18 protein-coding genes are annotated in these 15,542 nt (G+C 63.7%); 14 read left to right on the forward strand and 4 right to left on the reverse strand.

The features are described 5' to 3' along the window. Nucleotides 1-12: 12 nt before the first annotated feature. The 7 genes from R0232_RS16245 to R0232_RS16275 all read left to right on the forward strand — a co-directional run bounded on the left by R0232_RS16245 (nt 13) and on the right by R0232_RS16275 (nt 5,920). Complete coding sequence (locus R0232_RS16245) at nt 13-486, forward strand: PaaI family thioesterase (RefSeq protein ID WP_431512758.1); 474 nt, start codon at nt 13-15, stop codon at nt 484-486. Further along, nucleotides 483-917 (forward strand): PaaI family thioesterase, encoded by a 435-nt coding sequence (locus tag R0232_RS16250; protein ID WP_431512759.1) that lies wholly within the window; start codon nt 483-485, stop codon nt 915-917. Before R0232_RS16245 ends, R0232_RS16250 begins: the two co-directional genes overlap by 4 nt. A 21-nt stretch (nt 918-938) precedes the next feature. Beyond that, nucleotides 939-1,823, forward strand: coding sequence for an SDR family oxidoreductase (locus R0232_RS16255; RefSeq protein WP_431512760.1), 885 nt, complete (start codon nt 939-941; stop codon nt 1,821-1,823). 7 nt (nt 1,824-1,830) lie between these two features. Next, entirely contained in the window at nt 1,831-2,532 is a 702-nt protein-coding gene (locus R0232_RS16260) for a transglutaminase-like domain-containing protein (protein ID WP_431512761.1), read from the forward strand. Nucleotides 2,533-2,547: 15 nt separating this feature from the next. Continuing rightward, complete coding sequence (gene mddA, locus R0232_RS16265) at nt 2,548-3,330, forward strand: methanethiol S-methyltransferase (RefSeq protein WP_431512762.1); 783 nt, start codon at nt 2,548-2,550, stop codon at nt 3,328-3,330. Between the two features lie 188 nt (nt 3,331-3,518). Beyond that, nucleotides 3,519-4,391 carry an alpha/beta fold hydrolase gene (locus R0232_RS16270; RefSeq protein WP_431512763.1) on the forward strand — a complete coding sequence of 291 codons (873 nt, stop codon included), beginning with the start codon at nt 3,519-3,521 and terminating at the stop codon, nt 4,389-4,391. 14 nt (nt 4,392-4,405) lie between these two features. Next, nucleotides 4,406-5,920 (forward strand): AMP-binding protein, encoded by a 1,515-nt coding sequence (locus R0232_RS16275; protein ID WP_431512764.1) that lies wholly within the window; start codon nt 4,406-4,408, stop codon nt 5,918-5,920. A gap of 14 nt (nt 5,921-5,934) precedes the next feature. On the opposite strand, the gene R0232_RS16280 is transcribed toward R0232_RS16275, so the two are convergent. Continuing rightward, nucleotides 5,935-6,081, reverse strand: coding sequence for a hypothetical protein (locus R0232_RS16280; RefSeq protein ID WP_431512765.1), 147 nt, complete (start codon nt 6,079-6,081; stop codon nt 5,935-5,937). A 9-nt stretch (nt 6,082-6,090) separates the two neighbouring features. On the opposite strand from R0232_RS16280, the gene R0232_RS16285 reads away from it, so the two are divergent. The 6 genes from R0232_RS16285 (at nt 6,091) to R0232_RS16310 (ending at nt 10,623) form a co-directional block, all read left to right on the forward strand. Further along, complete coding sequence (locus R0232_RS16285) at nt 6,091-6,387, forward strand: hypothetical protein (RefSeq protein WP_431512766.1); 297 nt, start codon at nt 6,091-6,093, stop codon at nt 6,385-6,387. Next, entirely contained in the window at nt 6,384-6,869 is a 486-nt protein-coding gene (locus tag R0232_RS16290) for a MaoC family dehydratase (RefSeq protein WP_431512767.1), read from the forward strand. The genes R0232_RS16285 and R0232_RS16290 overlap by 4 nt, the downstream gene beginning before the upstream one ends. Before the next feature lie 60 nt (nt 6,870-6,929). Then, nucleotides 6,930-8,099 carry an acetyl-CoA acetyltransferase gene (locus R0232_RS16295; RefSeq protein WP_431512768.1) on the forward strand — a complete coding sequence of 390 codons (1,170 nt, stop codon included), beginning with the start codon at nt 6,930-6,932 and terminating at the stop codon, nt 8,097-8,099. A 5-nt stretch (nt 8,100-8,104) separates the two neighbouring features. Next, a complete protein-coding gene (locus R0232_RS16300; RefSeq protein WP_431512769.1) occupies nt 8,105-8,506 on the forward strand; it encodes a Zn-ribbon domain-containing OB-fold protein in 402 nt (133 codons plus the stop codon). A 16-nt stretch (nt 8,507-8,522) separates the two neighbouring features. Next, the gene (locus R0232_RS16305) at nt 8,523-9,755 is read left to right on the forward strand and encodes an acyl-CoA dehydrogenase family protein (RefSeq protein WP_431512770.1); all 1,233 of its coding nucleotides are present in this window, start codon (nt 8,523-8,525) and stop codon (nt 9,753-9,755) included. 70 nt (nt 9,756-9,825) lie between these two features. Beyond that, nucleotides 9,826-10,623: an alpha/beta fold hydrolase gene (locus R0232_RS16310; protein WP_431512771.1), complete on the forward strand. Its 798-nt coding sequence runs from the start codon at nt 9,826-9,828 to the stop codon at nt 10,621-10,623. Nucleotides 10,624-10,728: 105 nt separating this feature from the next. Here the strand turns inward: R0232_RS16310 and R0232_RS16315 are convergent, their stop codons facing one another. From R0232_RS16315 to R0232_RS16325, 3 genes are read right to left on the reverse strand one after another with little or no spacing between them, the layout of a single operon-like run. Continuing rightward, nucleotides 10,729-12,135 carry an MmgE/PrpD family protein gene (locus R0232_RS16315; protein WP_431512772.1) on the reverse strand — a complete coding sequence of 469 codons (1,407 nt, stop codon included), beginning with the start codon at nt 12,133-12,135 and terminating at the stop codon, nt 10,729-10,731. Nucleotide 12,136: 1 nt separating this feature from the next. Then, nucleotides 12,137-12,898 carry an enoyl-CoA hydratase-related protein gene (locus R0232_RS16320; RefSeq protein WP_431512773.1) on the reverse strand — a complete coding sequence of 254 codons (762 nt, stop codon included), beginning with the start codon at nt 12,896-12,898 and terminating at the stop codon, nt 12,137-12,139. 47 nt (nt 12,899-12,945) lie between these two features. Next, entirely contained in the window at nt 12,946-13,824 is an 879-nt protein-coding gene (locus R0232_RS16325) for an IclR family transcriptional regulator (protein WP_431512774.1), read from the reverse strand. A gap of 145 nt (nt 13,825-13,969) precedes the next feature. Here R0232_RS16325 and R0232_RS16330 point away from each other — a divergent pair, with 145 nt between their 5' ends. Next, on the forward strand, nt 13,970-15,199 hold the full coding sequence (locus tag R0232_RS16330) for a CaiB/BaiF CoA transferase family protein (protein WP_431512775.1): 1,230 nt from the start codon (nt 13,970-13,972) through the stop codon (nt 15,197-15,199). Nucleotides 15,200-15,542: the final 343 nt, after the last annotated feature.

Below are 15,542 nucleotides of genomic sequence, written 5' to 3' on the forward strand. Positions count from 1 at the left end.
AGGAATTTTTTGATGGCAGAAACGATGAGTCCTGAAGAGGAATTCGCCCAGCGCTGGCGAAAGTTTGCGGACGTGTCCCCGTACAACAGGGAGCTCGGGCTGTTGCCACATTCCGTGCGGCCGGACTGGTGTGTGCTGAAGGTGGACTACAAGGACGACCTGGTTGGCGACCCGAACACGCGGGTGCTGCACGGCGGCGTCATCACCGCCTTGCTGGATGCTGCCTTCGGGTTCTCGATCTTTGTGAAGATCCCTCAGTTTCGCCCGATGGCTACGCTGGACCTGCGCATTGACTACCTCAGGCCAGCCACCCCCGATAAAGCGGTGCTGGGCGGCGCGGTCTGCTACAAGCTGACGCCGGATCTGGCCTTTGTCCGCGGCTGCGCCTACCACGAGTCACCGGACGATCCGATCGCCACCGCGGTAGGTATCTACATGTTCACCAGCGGATCCACTGTGATTCAAAACGAGGAGCGTCCCCGATGAAGTTTGCCGACCTCTTGATAAGCTGCAGGGCGTCCGGTGATTTGGGCCCGATGGTGCAATCCATTCCGTACGCCAACTTCCTGGATCTGCGCATCGACATCAAGGGTGACGAGTTCACCTGCATCCTGCCTTTCGAGAAAAAGCTGATTGGCAACCCTGTTCTGCCTGCCTTGCACGGCGGCGCAACCGGTGGTTTTCTGGAATGTGCTGGCTTGTTCTATCTGCTCTGGAAAATGGATACGAAGACCCTGCCGAAGACGATCGACTTCAACATTGACTACCTGCGTACCGGTCAGCCGCGCGACACCTTTGCCAATGTCGTGATGGTCAAGCTGGGAAGGCGCGTGGCCAACCTGCGCATCGAGGCCTGGCAGTCGAGTCCCGATAAGCCGATCGCACTCGGCCATTGCAACTTCATGCTTGACGCATGAAACCATCAAGGAAATGCACCCATGAGTCAATCTGTTTATCAATCCGTATTCCGTCCGGGACTCTTCGCTGGCCAAACGGTGATCGTCACTGGCGGCGGCAGCGGCATTGGCCGCTGCACCGCCCATGAGCTGGCGAATCTGGGCGCGGCCGTCGCGCTGGTCGGGCGCCGCGTCGAGAAGCTCGAGCAGGTGCAGGCCGAGATCACCGCCGCGGGCGGCCAGGCCAGCATCCATCCCTGCGATATTCGGGACGAAGCCGGCGTGAAAGCCATGGTCGCCGACGTGATCGCACGCCATGGTGTCATCAACGGACTGGTCAATAATGCCGGCGGCCAGTACCCGCAGCCGGTACGCGACATCACGCTCAAGGGCTGGGACGCGGTGGTGCGCAACAACCTGACCGGCGGCTTCCTGGTCGCGCGTGAAGTCTATGTGCAAAGCATGGAGGCCAACGGCGGCGCCGTTGTCAACATCATCGCCGACATCTGGGGTGGCATGCCGACTATGGCGCACAGCGGCGCGGCGCGCGCGGGCATGCTGTCTTTCACGGAGACGGCAGCCTGCGAATGGTCGCAGTCGGGTGTGCGCGTCAACGCCGTGGCGCCGGGCTGGGTGGCCAGCAGCGGCTTTGACACTTACAGCGCCGAGATGCAGGCCGAGCTGCGCAGCCTGAAGACCAAGGTGCCGCTGCAGCGCTATGGCACCGAATCCGAGGTGTCGGCGGCGATCGTGTTCCTGCTGAGCGAGGCGGCTGCCTTCATCACCGGCTCATGCATTCGGGTCGATGGCGGCGTGCCGAATGCCAGACCGACCTGGAAGCTGATACCGCACGAGCGTTCAAAGGCATTCAACGGTTTTACGCTGTCGCAGGCGCCCAAGTGTCTGGGCGAAGATGCGCAGGGATGATCGGGATATGAACACGCCGGCACAAACCACAAATGCGAACGACCTGTCGAACTGTCTCGCACCTGGCCGTTATGTCGACAGCGACCATCCCGCGGTGATATCGTTCGCACGCCGGGTTGCTGGCACCGCGACGACGCCGCATGACATTGCGCTCAAGCTCTACTATGCCGTGCGCGATGAGTTTCTCTATGACCCCTACCACTTCGACACCAGCATCGATGGCCTCAAGGCCAGCCATGTGATCGCGGCGGGACGCGGTTTTTGTGTGCCCAAGGCGGCGCTGCTCGCCGCCGCCGCCCGCGCGTTGGGCGTGCCGGCGCGTCTGGGTTTTGCGGATGTGCGCAATCACCTGACCAGCAAGCGGCTGCAAGAGATGATGGGCACCGATCTGTTCGTCTTTCACGGCTACACCGAGCTGTGGCTCGACTGTCAGTGGCTCAAGGCCACGCCCGCCTTCAACCGTTCCCTGTGCGAGAAAGCCGGCATTCGGCCGCTGGAGTTCGACGGCAGCGCCGATTCGGTGTTCCATGAATTCGATGTCAGTGGCCGGCGTCACATGGAGTATGTGCTAGACCGTGGTGCCTATGTCGATTTGCCGCGCGGCGATCTGATCGCCGCGTGGCGCGAGGCTTATCCCTCGTTTCCCGACTGGGGGCGGAAGTTGGGCGTCCGCGCCGATTTCGAATCCGATGTCCGGCCGGGTGCCTGACATTGGACCCCGTGGATGAAGTCCGCTGAACGGCAACGAATTTTTAATAGCCTTGCGGTGAATGGAGCCAGGCACATGAGAGTTTTATTCCTGATTTATGGGGCGGCCAGTTATCTGGCTTTCCTCCATGTGTTTGTCTATTTCATGGGCTTTGTCGGTGATGTGTTCGTGCCCCAATCCGTCAGCCATCCGGCGTCGGCCGGATTCAGCAAGGCCCTGCTGATCGACATCGGGGTGATGCTGTTGTTCGGCATTCAGCACAGCGTGATGGCGCGAGCCGGCTTCAAGTCGTTCATGGCTCGCGTGATTCCGCACACCATTGAACGCGCGACTTACGTGCTGGCCTCCGCCATCGCGTTGACGTTGCTGATGTTCTGGTGGCGACCTATCGAAGGCACGGTGTGGTCTTTGGAAAATCCGGCGGCGCGTGCAGCTGTATGGGCGCTCTTTGCGCTGGGCTGGCTATTGATTTTCACCTCCACCTTCCTGACCGACCATTTTGATCTCTTCGGTCTGCGCCAGGTCTGGCTGAGCTATGTCCGGCGGACTTACACCGACGTGAGGTTTACCGAGCGACTTTTCTATCGGTCAATTCGCCATCCGATGATGCTGGGAATCCTGATTGCCTTCTGGGCCTCGCCTGTCATGAGCGTGAGCCACCTGGTGTTTTCGATCGGAATGTCCTTGTACGTTCTGGTCGGCATCCACTTCGAGGAAAAAGGACTCCAGAAAGTCTTGGGGAGAGACTATGTTGCCTACCAAAAACGCACCAGGAAGATTGTTCCAAGCGTCTATTAACGATGACCAGCAAATGACCAGTAGGTGATGTCGTTTGCGTATCGGGACCAGGAAGCAAGACGCCTTGGTCCGTAACCCCGGAGCCTTAAAAACATGAATCTGCGATCTTTCATGCCTTCCCCGATGAGATTTCATCCATGAAAGACTTCGCTGCAGGTCGACAGCGTTCGGCCACGGCAGGCTCTTGCATGAATATCTTCGAGCGACGAGAGTTTTCCGGCTTGGACGATGGCGTTCTTGTCGCCGACGTGTATGGGCCGGTGGGTGCGCCGACGGTGCTGCTGCTGCATGGCGGGGGGCAAACGCGCCATGCCTGGGGCCGCGCCGCGCAGACCCTTGGCGATGCTGGCTGGCGTACGGTCGCCCTGGATCTGCCGGGGCATGGTGACAGCTCCTGGGCGACCAATGGCGATTACCGGATTGAGATCCTTGCCGAGCGCATGTGCCGCATCTGGCGCGAACTGGGGACGCCACTGGCCGTGGTGGGGGCATCTCTCGGCGGCCTCATCAGCATGGCTGCGGTCGGTCGCACAGACGCGCCACCGATCAACGCGCTGGTGCTGGTGGACATTGCGCCGCACATGGAAGAAGCCGGTGTCGAGCGCATCGTGCGTTTCATGCGGGCGCAGCCCGATGGATTTGCAACACTCGAAGAGGCCGCGCTGCATATTGCAGCCTACCGTGGCCGTCCCATGGAAGGCCCGATCGAGGGACTGAAGAAAAACCTGCGCCTCAATGCGCAAGGCCGTTGGGTGTGGCATTGGGACCCGCGCCTGATGAGCGAAGCCAACCACAATCACCGCCGCGACCCGGACGGCTATGAGCGGGCCTTGCGCGGACTGCAGGCGCCCACGCTGCTGCTGCGTGGTCAGCGCAGCGACGTCATATCCGAAGAAGATGCGCGTGCCCTGGTGCAAACCCTGCCGCGGGCGCGCTTTGTCGACCTGAAGGGTGCTGGCCACATGATCGCCGGAGATGCCAATGACGCCTTCGCCGCCAGTGTGGCGGATTTTCTGCACGAAGTGATGCCGCCGACGCCCGCCCCGGCGGGTGGAAACTGAACCAGGAGCATGCCATGAGTTTGCGATCTTTTACGCTGCACGATCTCATAGCGCGCAACGCGCGCTTGCACGCATCGAAAACAGCTTTTTTGTTTGGCGATCAGCGGGTAACGCACGCCCAGTACGCCGAGCGCACTGCGCGGCTGGCGGCCGGTTTGGCCGCAGCAGGCGTGCGCGCGGGTGACCGGCTGGCGATACTGGCCCCCAACTGCCTGGAGTACGTCGATTTGTTCGGTGCCAGCGCGCATCTGGGCGCGATGGTGGTGCCGATCAACTGGCGGTTGTCCGCTGAAGAAGTGGCCTATGTCATCGAGGATGTTTCACCCCGTGTGCTGATCGTGGCCGACGAATTCAAGGCACTGCTTCCGCAGCAGGGCCTGGACGACACGCTGCGCTACACGCTGGGCGCCGCGCTGGCCCCGTGGCAATCCATCAGCACGCTGTATCTGGAGCCCCATGCGCCAGCGGCGGACCTGCCAGACGTGGCCGACGACAGCGGGTTCGTCATTATCCACACCGCTGCCGTGGGTGGGAGGCCGCGCGGCGCGCTGCTCTCGCATGGCGGCCTGCTCGCCGCTGGCATGCAGACGCAACTGGCCTGGCACCTGATGCCGCAGGATATCAATTTGGGGGTCTTGCCGCTGTTTCACGTCGCCGCCATCGGTTTCATGCTGGCCACGCAGCAGGCGGGCGGGGCGACGCTGCTGCTGACACGTTTTGATCCGCCCAGCCTGGTCAAACATATCGACGAGGACGGTGGCAGCCTGATCGGCACTTTTCCGCCCATGCTCGGCGCACTGCTGGACGCTGCCGCGGCCCAGGGCTCGGAACTCGCAAACCTGCGCGTGGTGTCGGGGCTCGATGTGCCCGAAACCATCGCGCGCCTGCGCACGAACTGTCCCCGCGCGACTTTCTGGAGTGCCTACGGCCAGACCGAGACCTCGGGCTCGGTCACCCTGGCGCCCTTTGACGAGCGCCCCGGCAGTGCCGGTCGCCCCACCCTGTTGAACACGGTCGCGGTGCTGGATGATCTGGACCGTCCGCTGGCGGTTGGCGCCACCGGCGAGATCGTGGTGCGAGGACCGATGGTGTTTCTGGGCTACTGGGGCCGCAACGAAGACAACGCCTTCACGTTGCGCAACGGCTGGCACCATACCGGCGACATGGGGCGCATCGATGCCGATGGCTACCTCTGGTACAGCGGGCGCTCACCGGCCAAGGAGTTGATCAAGCCGGGTGGCGAGAACGTCTATCCAGCTGAAGTCGAGCGGGCCATTCTTGAACACCCGGCGCTGGCGCAGGCGGTGGTGTTCGGTGTGCCAGACGTTCAGTGGGGCGAGGCGGTCAAGGCCGTCTGTGTGCTGAAAGCGGGGCACACTTTGAGTGCTGAAGAATTGATCGAGTTTGTGGGCGGTCGCATCGCGCGCTACAAAAAACCCAAGCATGTGGTGTTTGTATCGGAACTGCCCACGGCAAGTGCCGATAGCATCGACCGCGCGGCGGTGAAGGCCGCGCACGGCGGGGCTTGACGGTCGTGTCTATGTCAGCCCGGTGTGCTCAAGCCGCCGTTGACGCTCAGCGTCTGGTCGGTGATGGCGTCGGATTCAGGGCCAGCAAAGAACGCTGCGGCATTGGCAATGTCCTGGCAATGCACCGGAAACAGCATGCGTTTGCGCAGGTTCTCGATCATGCCCTTGCCATGGTCTCCTTCAAGTGCTGGCGAGCCCCGGCCCCAGCGCGGCTGGGCGTCTCAGATGTAGCTCATCGCCACCGCGTTGACACGGATGCCGCCGCGGCCCAGTTCGCGCGCCAACACGTGGCACATCTGCATTATGCCGCTGGTCGCTCCGCCTATGAAAAACTCGCCGACGGTCGCTACACGGCCCGCTTCGGTGCCGATGGCGAAGACGCGTTCACCTCGGCGTGCGAGTTCCAGAGCGATGGCTCACGGTCTCGTTGCGATTTGAAATTCACACACAAGGAGATCATTGCATGAACACTGAGCGCACCGAAGAACTTCGGTTCAAGACCCACTGCCGAACCATCACCGAAACGGACATCGTCACCTTCGTCAATGTGGTGGGATTGCATGAACCATTTTTTATAGACATGGAATACATCCGGGAGAAAATGACTGGATCACATCGCAGCCGTTTCGCGCCTGGCCCCATGGTCATCTCGCTCGGCATGGGGCTGCTGGCTACCTATGTGCCAGGGATCATAAAGCAGGTGCTGGAAGGTCGCGAAGTGGGCCCTTTCGGTGGCATGACCGGTGTGCAGGCGCGCCTGCGTGGTGCGCTGTTTCCAGGCGACACCATTCATGTCGAAGGGGAGGCCCGACTGCTCCCCAAGACCTCGCGCGGCTATACCCTGATGGAGTTGCAGCACCTGGTGATCAATCAGCGTGGCGAGACCATCGCTGACTTCACCGAAACCATTACTTTTCTGCCTCAGGCCAACCAAAAGTCGCGGACCTGAACAAGTCAGCGCGCTACACATGCAAGGCAATCCACAGTCTAGCCAAGGAGTAATAGCACAATGAAAAAACGAGAAGCAGTGATCGTCGGCGTCGCCGACTTGCCGCTGAAGGACGGCAAGGCCCTCACGCCGATGTCGGTCTTGCAGGTTCAGGCGCTGGTCGCGCGCGATGCGCTCAAGGATGCCGGCATTCCCATGCGCGAGGTCGATGGTTTGCTGACCGCCGGCCTGTGGGGCGTTCCCGGTCCGGGCCAGTTGCCTACCGTGACGCTGTCGGAGTATCTGGGCATCACCCCGCGCCTCGTCGATGGCACCAACATCGGCGGCTCGGCTTTCGAGGCCCATGTGGCGCACGCCGCCACCGCCATCGAGGCCGGTCGCTGTGAGGTGGCGCTGATCACCTACGGCAGCCTGCAGCGCAGCGAGATGAGTCGAAACCTGGCGGGTCGGCCTTCGGTGCTGACCATGCAGTACGAAACTCCCTGGGGCATGCCGACACCCGTGGGCGGCTACGCGATGGCGGCGATGCGCCACATGCACGAGTACTGCACCACGTCGGAGCAACTGGCCGAGATTGCCGTGGCCACGCGCAAATGGGCCCAGCTCAACCCGGTCGCGACGATGCGCGATCCGATGTCGATCGACGACGTGCTGAAAAGCCCGATGATCTGCGACCCGCTACACCTGCTCGACGCCTGCCTGGTGACCGATGGCGGTGGTGCGGTCGTCATGACCACGGCAGAGCACGCCAAGGCGCTCGGGCGCAAACCGGTGTACGTGCGCGGCTACGGCGAATCGCACACGCACTGGACCATTGCGGCCATGCCGGATCTGGCGCGCCTGACGGCCGCCGAGGTGGCCGGCCGCGACGCCTTCGCCATGGCCGGCATCGGGCACGATGCCATCGACGTGGTCGAGGTCTACGACTCGTTCACCATCACCGTGCTGCTGACGCTCGAAGCCCTGGGCTTTTGCCAGCGTGGAGAGGGGGGCGCCTTTGTGTCCAACCAGCGCACCGCGCCGGGCGGGGCGTTTCCGCTCAACACCAACGGCGGCGGACTGTCCTACGCGCACCCCGGCATGTATGGCATCTTCCTGTTGATCGAAGCGGTGCGCCAGCTGCGTGGCGAATGCGGTCCGCGCCAGATTCAGGACGCCGTGACCGCGCTGGTCCACGGCACCGGCGGCACGCTCTCCAGCGGTGCCACTTGCATCCTTTCTACGCAGTGAACACCATGTACGACAAACCCCTGCCCGTCATCGATGGCGAGAGCCGCCCCTATTGGGACGCCCTGAAACAACACCGTCTCACACTTAAGCGTTGCCACGACTGCGGCAAGCACCATTTCTATCCGCGCGCCTTGTGCCCGCATTGCCACTCGGACGCCGTCGATTGGGTCGATGCGCGCGGAACCGGCACCATTTACAGCTACACCATCGCGCGCCGACCGGCCGGACCGGCCTTCAAGGCCGACACGCCCTATGTGGTGGCGGTGATCGACCTCGACGAAGGTGCGCGCATGATGACCCATATCGTCACCGACGATGTGGAGGCGGTGCGCATCGGCCAGCGCGTGACGGTTCACTATGACGATGTGACCGAAGAGGTCACGCTGCCGAAGTTCCGGTTGCTGTAGTGTCGAGGTAGCCCGCATGGACTTCACCACCGATCCCGATACCGTGGCGATTGCCGAGGCCGTGTTACGCTTCGTCGAGCGTGAAGTGCTGCCGCTGCAGGAGCGCCATCACGACCTGCTGGGCAGCGAACGCACCCTGTTCGACGCCAGCGGCCGCTACGTACCGGAGGTGCTGGTGCTGCGCCAGCAGGTGCGCAAGCGCTCGGCCGAACTCGGCTTTTACACCCTGTTCGGCGACGAAAAACTGGGTGGCGGGGGGCAGGGCGCGCAGGTCATGGCCCATGTGCAGGAGGCCCTGAACCACCGCGTTGGCCCCGCTCAGCCGCTGGTCCAGACGGTCGTGCTGCCATCGCCCTTCACCAATGGCCTCTCGCCGGTGCTGCGGCACCTGAACCCCGAGGTGCTTGCCCGCTACCGCGACGGCATTGCCAGCGGGGACAAGACCCTGTGCTTCGGCCTGAGCGAGCCCGACGCCGGTTCGGACGCATTCGGCATGAAGACCCGCGCCGTGCGTGATGGCGACGAGTGGGTGCTCACCGGTACCAAGCAGTGGATCACCAACTCGCCTTACGCCGATTACGCGATGGTGTTCGCGCTGACCGACCCCGAGGCTGCGGCGCGCCACAAGGGCGGCGTCACCGGCTTTTTCGTTGACACGCGAGCGCCTGGCTTTTCCGTGCCACGTGTCATCAACACCATGGGCCACCTGGGCGGTGATACCGGTGTCATCGTGCTTGACGGCGTGCGCGTGCGGGACGAGCACCGGCTCGGCGAAGTCGGGCGCGGTCTGGCGGTGGCGATGGACGGCGTCAATGCCGGGCGCATGGGCATGGCTGCCTCGTGTCTGGGGCTGGCGCGATGGGCGCTGGACCAGGCGCTTGAATACGCCAAAGTGCGCAAGACCTTTGGCGTACCGATCGCCGAGCACCAGGCGATCCAGTTCATGCTGGCCGACAGCGCCATGGACATCTACGCTGCCAAGGCCATGATCCAGAACTGCGCCTGGCGCCTCGACAGCGGCCAGGCCTCGACCGCGCAGGTCAGCATGGTCAAGGCGTTCTCGACCGAGATGCTCGGGCGCGTCATGGACCGCAGCATCCAGATCCACGGCGGCATGGGCCTGACCAACGAACTGCGGCTGGAAGAAGGCTACCGCTTCGCGCGCGTGATGCGTATCCCCGACGGCACCGGCGAGATCCAACGCCGCACCATCGCGCGCCAACTGCTGACCGGGCAGGCTGACCTGTAGGCTGTGGCCAGCCCAGCCCAGCCGAACGAATGCCGAGCCTCTGCAGTGCGCAACAAAGGGACCGATTGACATGATGAAAGAACACGAACTGTTCGCGGGCGGCCATCGGCTCGCCGCCACCACCTGGGGCGAGATCGGCGCCGGACGCCCGACCATCGTCATGATGCACGGCGGGCTGGACTGCATCACCACCTGGAAAGACCTGCCGCAGGCACTGGCTGAGGCCAGTGGCTGCCCTGTGCTGGCCTACGACCGTTTTGGCTATGGACGCTCCGAGCGTCTGGTAGGCGGACGTGAGCCGAGTTACCGGCGTGAGGAAGCCGGCCCCGTGTTGGGTGAGGTGTTGCGCCATTTCGGCATCACACACGCGCTGATGTTCGGCCACAGCGACGGCGGAGCCATGTCGGTGCTTGCGGCGGCGGCACATCCCGAACTGGTGTGCGGCGTGCTCGCTTGCTCACCGACCATTGCGCTTGATCAGTTCATGGTCGACGCCATGTCCGGCGCGCGCCGTGCCTTCGAACACGAAGGGCTGCGCGACAAGCTCAAACGTCACCATGGCGACAACACCGACACCATGTTCTGGGGCTGGTACGAGCCCTGGGCCAGCCCAAGCGCCTTGCAATGGGACATGAGTGCCGAGATTGCCGCGGTGCGCTGCCCGGTGGCGGCGCTGTTCGGCAGTGACGACGAATACGGCTGGCGCCCCAGCGCGGTTTCTTTGTTCCAGAACGGACGGATGCCGCTTGAGGTGACCGCTCTGCCGGCAGTGGGCCACCACCCGCAGCAGCGCGAGCGCGATAAAACGATTGCCATGCTGCAGTGGCTGCTGGAGCGTATCGAGCGCAATCCAATCAAAAACCAATGACGGGTCGATGATCGACACGGGAAAAGCACCGGCTCGTCGGACAGGTCTGGCCGAGCTGTCTTCCGAAAGCCATTGTGGACATGCGGGCGCTGGTGGGCGGTATCTTTAGAGAAGGCGGGCGGGCGCCCGGCGGGCCAGCATGCCTGCAAGCGGCGAGAGATCGGTCAGGGTGTCGAGCCGGGCCACCAGGTCGATCAACTCGTCGCCCTCGGACGCGTCGAGCACTGGCTCGACCAGACGACGGAACTTGTCCTCCAGCCGCTGCTGTTGTTCGTGCAGGTCCTTGGCTGGGCGTCCGCTATCGTGGCGCTGGCGCAGCATGGCGCCGGCATGGGTCTCGATCACCACCTCGCCGAGCGTCAGTCCCGGGCATTGTGGCGCGAGTTCGACTGTCACGCGCTTGCGCAGTGCCACCACATCGGGGGCTCGCACTGCGTCGTCACTGAAGCTGTCCAGGCCAGCGGTGTCGACCCCGGCCAGCGCCATCGCCACCGTGTGACGCAGGCTGAACTTGGACTCGAGCCCGGTGCGCGGCTCTGCGATGTTGCACACGCCTTCACTGGCGGCACCGACGCGCACCGTCACACGACGCACGTCGTCAGGCCGCAAGGCGTGATGCAGGCGCAAGCGGCGCGCGGCTTCGATGGCGGCATGGGTGCCGTAGCATGCAGCGTGGAACTTGAACAGGTTGTGGCGCAGGTGCCAACCGCCGTCGGGCGCGGCCGTTTCCAGTGATACTTTGCCGCCGTGTGTTGCCATGAAGCCTTGCGGACATTCAATCGCATCGGCACAGCTGGTGAAACCACGCGCGGCTAACTGAGCCGCTTGCAGACCGTCTGCGCTGGCGCGTCCGGCGTGCAAGGGCTTGCACATGGTGCCAAACATGGATTTCAGCCCGGCGGCCATCGTACTGGCGATGCCGAACGCGGTGGCGGTGTCGTCGGCGTCGAGTTGCAGCAAGCGCGCGCAGGCTGCGGCGGCACCGATCGTACCGAGCGTGGCCGTGGTATGGAAACCCTTGGCATACTGTGCTTCGCCGGTAGCCAGCCCCAACAGACACATCGTTTCGTAGCCTGCGGCGAAGGCGGTCATAAAGTCGCGTCCGCTGACGCCGCGCGACTCGGCCAAGGCCAGCAAGGCAGGGATCAGGACTACCGAGGGATGGCCGGTGCAGGCCATGTTGACGTCGTCGTAATCGAGCGCGTGCGACGCAGCGCCGTTGATCAACGCTGCCTGCCGGGTCGAGGTCGCCATGGCATGCCCAACTACCGTGGCCTGGGCGTGGCCGCCTTGCTCGTGCGCCTCTTCGGCAAGCATGTGCACCAGCGGCTCGCACGCGCCAGCCAGCGTCACCCCGATCCAGTCGAGCAGACACTGACGGACCCGCAGACGCACATCCTCGGGCAGATCGGCATAACACAGGGCGGCGTTGCGCTCGGCCAGTTCCTGCGTGATGCGGGGGGTGAAGCCTGTGGCCGACGATGGAATGCGTGTAGTCGTGAGTGTGCTCATTTCAACGGCCCTTCCACTGGGGCTTGCGCTTTTCGCGGAACGAACGCGGACCCTCAAGCGCATCTTCGCTGAGATAGACGGCGTCGAACGCGCGATTGGAGGCCCGTAGCGCGGCGGTCCGCCCCATTTCGGTGGACATGCGGACCATTTCCTTGGCCGCGCGCACCGTCAGCGGCGCGTTGGCCATGAGTCTGGCGGCCAGCTCTTTGGCCCCTTGCAGCGCCTGTCCCTTGGGCATTAGGCGGTTGATGTAACCGAGTTCATAGGCGCGCTGCGCCGTCAGCGGGTCGCCGGTCATCGCGACTTCCATCAGGATGCGCTGCGGAAGCATGTGGATGACCGGCGCAGCCCACGGCATCCCGCGCCCGACCTTGGCTTCGGTGATGGCGAACCTGGCGGTCTCGTCGGCTACGCACAGGTCGCACATCTGCGCCAGCAGCCAGCCGCCAGCATAGGCATAGCCCTGCACCGCGGCGATGACGGGCTTGGTGACTTCGACGGTGTCGCCGAGTACGGCCATGAAGCCAGGCGGCGGAATGCGCAGTTGGGTATCGGCCGCTTCGACCAGATCCATGCCGGCGCAGAAGTTGTCGCCGGCTCCGGTGAGGATGGCCACCTGGGCATCGGCATCGGCTTCGAAGCGGCGCCAGACCTCGAAAAAGCCTTCGCGCACGGCCCTGCTCAGGGCGTTGCGGCGCTCTGGGCGGTTGATGGTGATGACGGCGATTCCGTCGCTCACCTCGTAGAGAAGTTCGTTGTTCATGAGGTTAGTCTCCTTTTCAAGTCGTTGCGCGGCACCGTACCGCCTTGTCATGCCGTAAGCGGCGGATTCGAGTCGTTTTTCGGACGTGACGCGCTGCCATCTCTCGCGATGCCAGCCCCGCACTGGTATCCGAGCGCGTGAGAGATATTGGCTGCCAGCTCCACCACCAGGCGCTGCAGGTCATCGGCCGCGACGCGACCGCGCTCGATCGGTGCAGCGACGATCAGCGCCGCGTTCACGCGCCCGTCGGGTTCGAAGATCGGGGCTGAAAAGCCCGCAACGTCGGGAGCCACCTCGCCGATCGTGACGGCCACGCCGTCCAACCTGACCTTCTCGATAATGCGCGCAAGTTGCTTTCGGTCGGTGACAGAGCGCTCGGTCATTGCACGCAGGTTGGCGCTTTGCAGGTATTCGCGGCGCCATGCCTCGTCCTGGAACGCGAGCAGTACGCGACCGGCGGACGAGGCAAACAGCGGTCGCGTCGTTCCGGCCGGCACGGCGTATCGAATCGTTCTCGTGCTCTCGATGATCGGGCTGTAGATGAGTTGGCCAGCGGCGCGGTCGATCGTGGCGAGCAGGGCCGTCTCGCCGGATCGCGCCACGGCTTCGCGCAGGAACGGCATGGCCACGACGTCGAGCGAGCGTGCCGACAACAGCGAAGCCCCGAGAGAGAACGATTCGGGGCCCAATCGATACACCGCGTCGCTGCGTTGCAGGTAGCCATGGACCGTGAGGCCCCGTAACAGCGAGAGCACGCTGGTCTTCGGCGCATTCATTGAAACGCACAAGGGCGCAAGCGCCAAGCCGCCGGGCTGGTCGGCCAGCAGCCGCAGCAGTTGCAGAACGCGTGTCACCGACATCGGCGTCTGATCCACGCGGTCGCGGTGCGCAACGCCCGTTTGTTCCCGCTGGGAGGCGATTGACATGCTCATTGGATCGATGCTCACTGTTTGTTCTGATATCGGAATATCCATTCAAATATGAGAATAGCGGTAGGATGCACAGCCGTCAACCGGGTTTTCCTCACAGCATGACGCTGAGGAAGCCTCAAATCGATCGGAGGAGCTGCTGATGACGAACGGACAAGACAAGGCTGCGCTCGCAGGCCCGCTGGCTGGCGTTCGGGTGATCGACCTTAGCGCGGTGCTGATGGGGCCGTATGCGACGCAGATTTTCGGTGACCATGGTGCGGACGTGATCAAGATCGAATCCCCCGAGGGTGATTCGACGCGCCACATCGGCCCCGGCCGCAACGCCGGCATGGGTCCGATGTTCCTTCACCTGAACCGCAACAAGCGCAGCGTCGTGCTCGATCTCAAGCAGCCGGGCGGCCTGGCGGCCATGCGGCGTTTGATTGCGGAGGCCGATGTGTTCATCCACAACCTGCGACCGGCATCGATCGAGCGGCTCGGACTGGACTTCGAGAATGTCTCGGCGCTGAACCCGCGCATCGTCTGGTGCGGCATGTACGGCTATGGCGAGGACGGCCCCTACGCGGGCCGGCCGGCCTACGACGACCTGATCCAGGGAGCGGTCGGGATCGCCGATCTGCAGCGCCGTGCCGGACTGCCCGAACCGCGCTACGTGCCGCTGACCATCGCCGACCGGATGGTGGGGCTGCACGCCGCGCACAGCGTTGCGATGGCGCTGTACGCGCGAGAGCGAACCGGGCGGGGCTGCCGCATCGACGTGCCGATGTTCGAAACCATGGCCAGCGTCGTGCTCTCCGACCATCTTTACGGGCACACCTTCGAGCCGCCCAGCGGCGGCTGCGGCTATGTGAGGCTGTTGTCGCCGGGGCGGCGGCCGTACGCTACCAGCGATGGCTACATCTGTGCGCTGGTCTACAACGACGGACACTGGCAGCGTTTTCTGCGCAGCGTCGAGCGCGACGACCTGCTGGCTGATCCGCGGTTCGCCGATCTGGCGAGCCGCACCCGGCACATCGACGAGGTGTATGGCTTTCTCGGCGAGACGCTGCGCGGATGCAGCTCGGCGCACTGGCTGGCGCTGTTCGAACGCATTGACGTGCCCGCCATGCCGCTGAACACCATGGAGTCCCTGCTCGATGACCCGCACCTGTCTGCCGTCAGCTTCTTCCAGCATGTAGAGCATCCGAGCGAAGGCCCCCTACGCACCTTCGGCGTGCCCGCGCGCTGGGTTGGTCACGATGTGAGCGAACTGGCGCCGGCGCCGCGTCTTGGCGAGCACACCGCCGCCGTGCTGCGCGAGAGCGGCTGTTCGGCCAGCGACATCGAGGCGCTGGTGGCAAGCGGTGCGGCTGTCGTCACTGGGCCCTGACTTCGTTGCGGCCAAGGCCGATGTCAGGCCTTGAGCGACTGCTACGGGTTTCGCTGGGCCATGCATCGAATCATCCAAGGGTTAGCCCTGGGGCAAATTTCTTGTGCCCTCCTTTTTCAACGATAGAATCCGCCTCATCAAACAAATGACAGTTAGAAAGAAAATTCTGGAGACAAAGTGCAATTACTCCAACTGATCATCGGCGGCATCGCGCAAGGCTGCATTTACGGGCTCATTGCCCTAGGAGTCTGCGCGGCAGAGCGTTTTGCTGATGGGTTTGCGGGCTCGTTTTCGCCGCCGCAGGGGATTTGATAGTCGTTGCGGCCAACGCGGGACCTGATGC

The sequence above is a fragment of the Variovorax sp. DAIF25 genome (assembly GCF_050711835.1).
Taxonomy (GTDB): domain Bacteria; phylum Pseudomonadota; class Gammaproteobacteria; order Burkholderiales; family Burkholderiaceae_C; genus Variovorax.

Bases quoted from the DNA above. Each gene is read 5' to 3' on its own strand.
- R0232_RS16245 (WP_431512758.1), top strand. From the start codon at position 13: ATGGCAGAAACGATGAGTCCTGAAGAGGAATTCGCCCAGCGCTGGCGA.
- R0232_RS16250 (WP_431512759.1), top strand. From the start codon at position 483: ATGAAGTTTGCCGACCTCTTGATAAGCTGCAGGGCGTCCGGTGATTTG.
- R0232_RS16255 (WP_431512760.1), top strand. From the start codon at position 939: ATGAGTCAATCTGTTTATCAATCCGTATTCCGTCCGGGACTCTTCGCT.
- R0232_RS16260 (WP_431512761.1), top strand. From the start codon at position 1,831: ATGAACACGCCGGCACAAACCACAAATGCGAACGACCTGTCGAACTGT.
- mddA (WP_431512762.1), top strand. From the start codon at position 2,548: ATGAAGTCCGCTGAACGGCAACGAATTTTTAATAGCCTTGCGGTGAAT.
- R0232_RS16270 (WP_431512763.1), top strand. From the start codon at position 3,519: ATGAATATCTTCGAGCGACGAGAGTTTTCCGGCTTGGACGATGGCGTT.
- R0232_RS16275 (WP_431512764.1), top strand. From the start codon at position 4,406: ATGAGTTTGCGATCTTTTACGCTGCACGATCTCATAGCGCGCAACGCG.
- R0232_RS16280 (WP_431512765.1), bottom strand. From the start codon at position 6,081: ATGATCGAGAACCTGCGCAAACGCATGCTGTTTCCGGTGCATTGCCAG.
- R0232_RS16285 (WP_431512766.1), top strand. From the start codon at position 6,091: ATGGTCTCCTTCAAGTGCTGGCGAGCCCCGGCCCCAGCGCGGCTGGGC.
- R0232_RS16290 (WP_431512767.1), top strand. From the start codon at position 6,384: ATGAACACTGAGCGCACCGAAGAACTTCGGTTCAAGACCCACTGCCGA.
- R0232_RS16295 (WP_431512768.1), top strand. From the start codon at position 6,930: ATGAAAAAACGAGAAGCAGTGATCGTCGGCGTCGCCGACTTGCCGCTG.
- R0232_RS16300 (WP_431512769.1), top strand. From the start codon at position 8,105: ATGTACGACAAACCCCTGCCCGTCATCGATGGCGAGAGCCGCCCCTAT.
- R0232_RS16305 (WP_431512770.1), top strand. From the start codon at position 8,523: ATGGACTTCACCACCGATCCCGATACCGTGGCGATTGCCGAGGCCGTG.
- R0232_RS16310 (WP_431512771.1), top strand. From the start codon at position 9,826: ATGATGAAAGAACACGAACTGTTCGCGGGCGGCCATCGGCTCGCCGCC.
- R0232_RS16315 (WP_431512772.1), bottom strand. From the start codon at position 12,135: ATGAGCACACTCACGACTACACGCATTCCATCGTCGGCCACAGGCTTC.
- R0232_RS16320 (WP_431512773.1), bottom strand. From the start codon at position 12,898: ATGAACAACGAACTTCTCTACGAGGTGAGCGACGGAATCGCCGTCATC.
- R0232_RS16325 (WP_431512774.1), bottom strand. From the start codon at position 13,824: ATGTCAATCGCCTCCCAGCGGGAACAAACGGGCGTTGCGCACCGCGAC.
- R0232_RS16330 (WP_431512775.1), top strand. From the start codon at position 13,970: ATGACGAACGGACAAGACAAGGCTGCGCTCGCAGGCCCGCTGGCTGGC.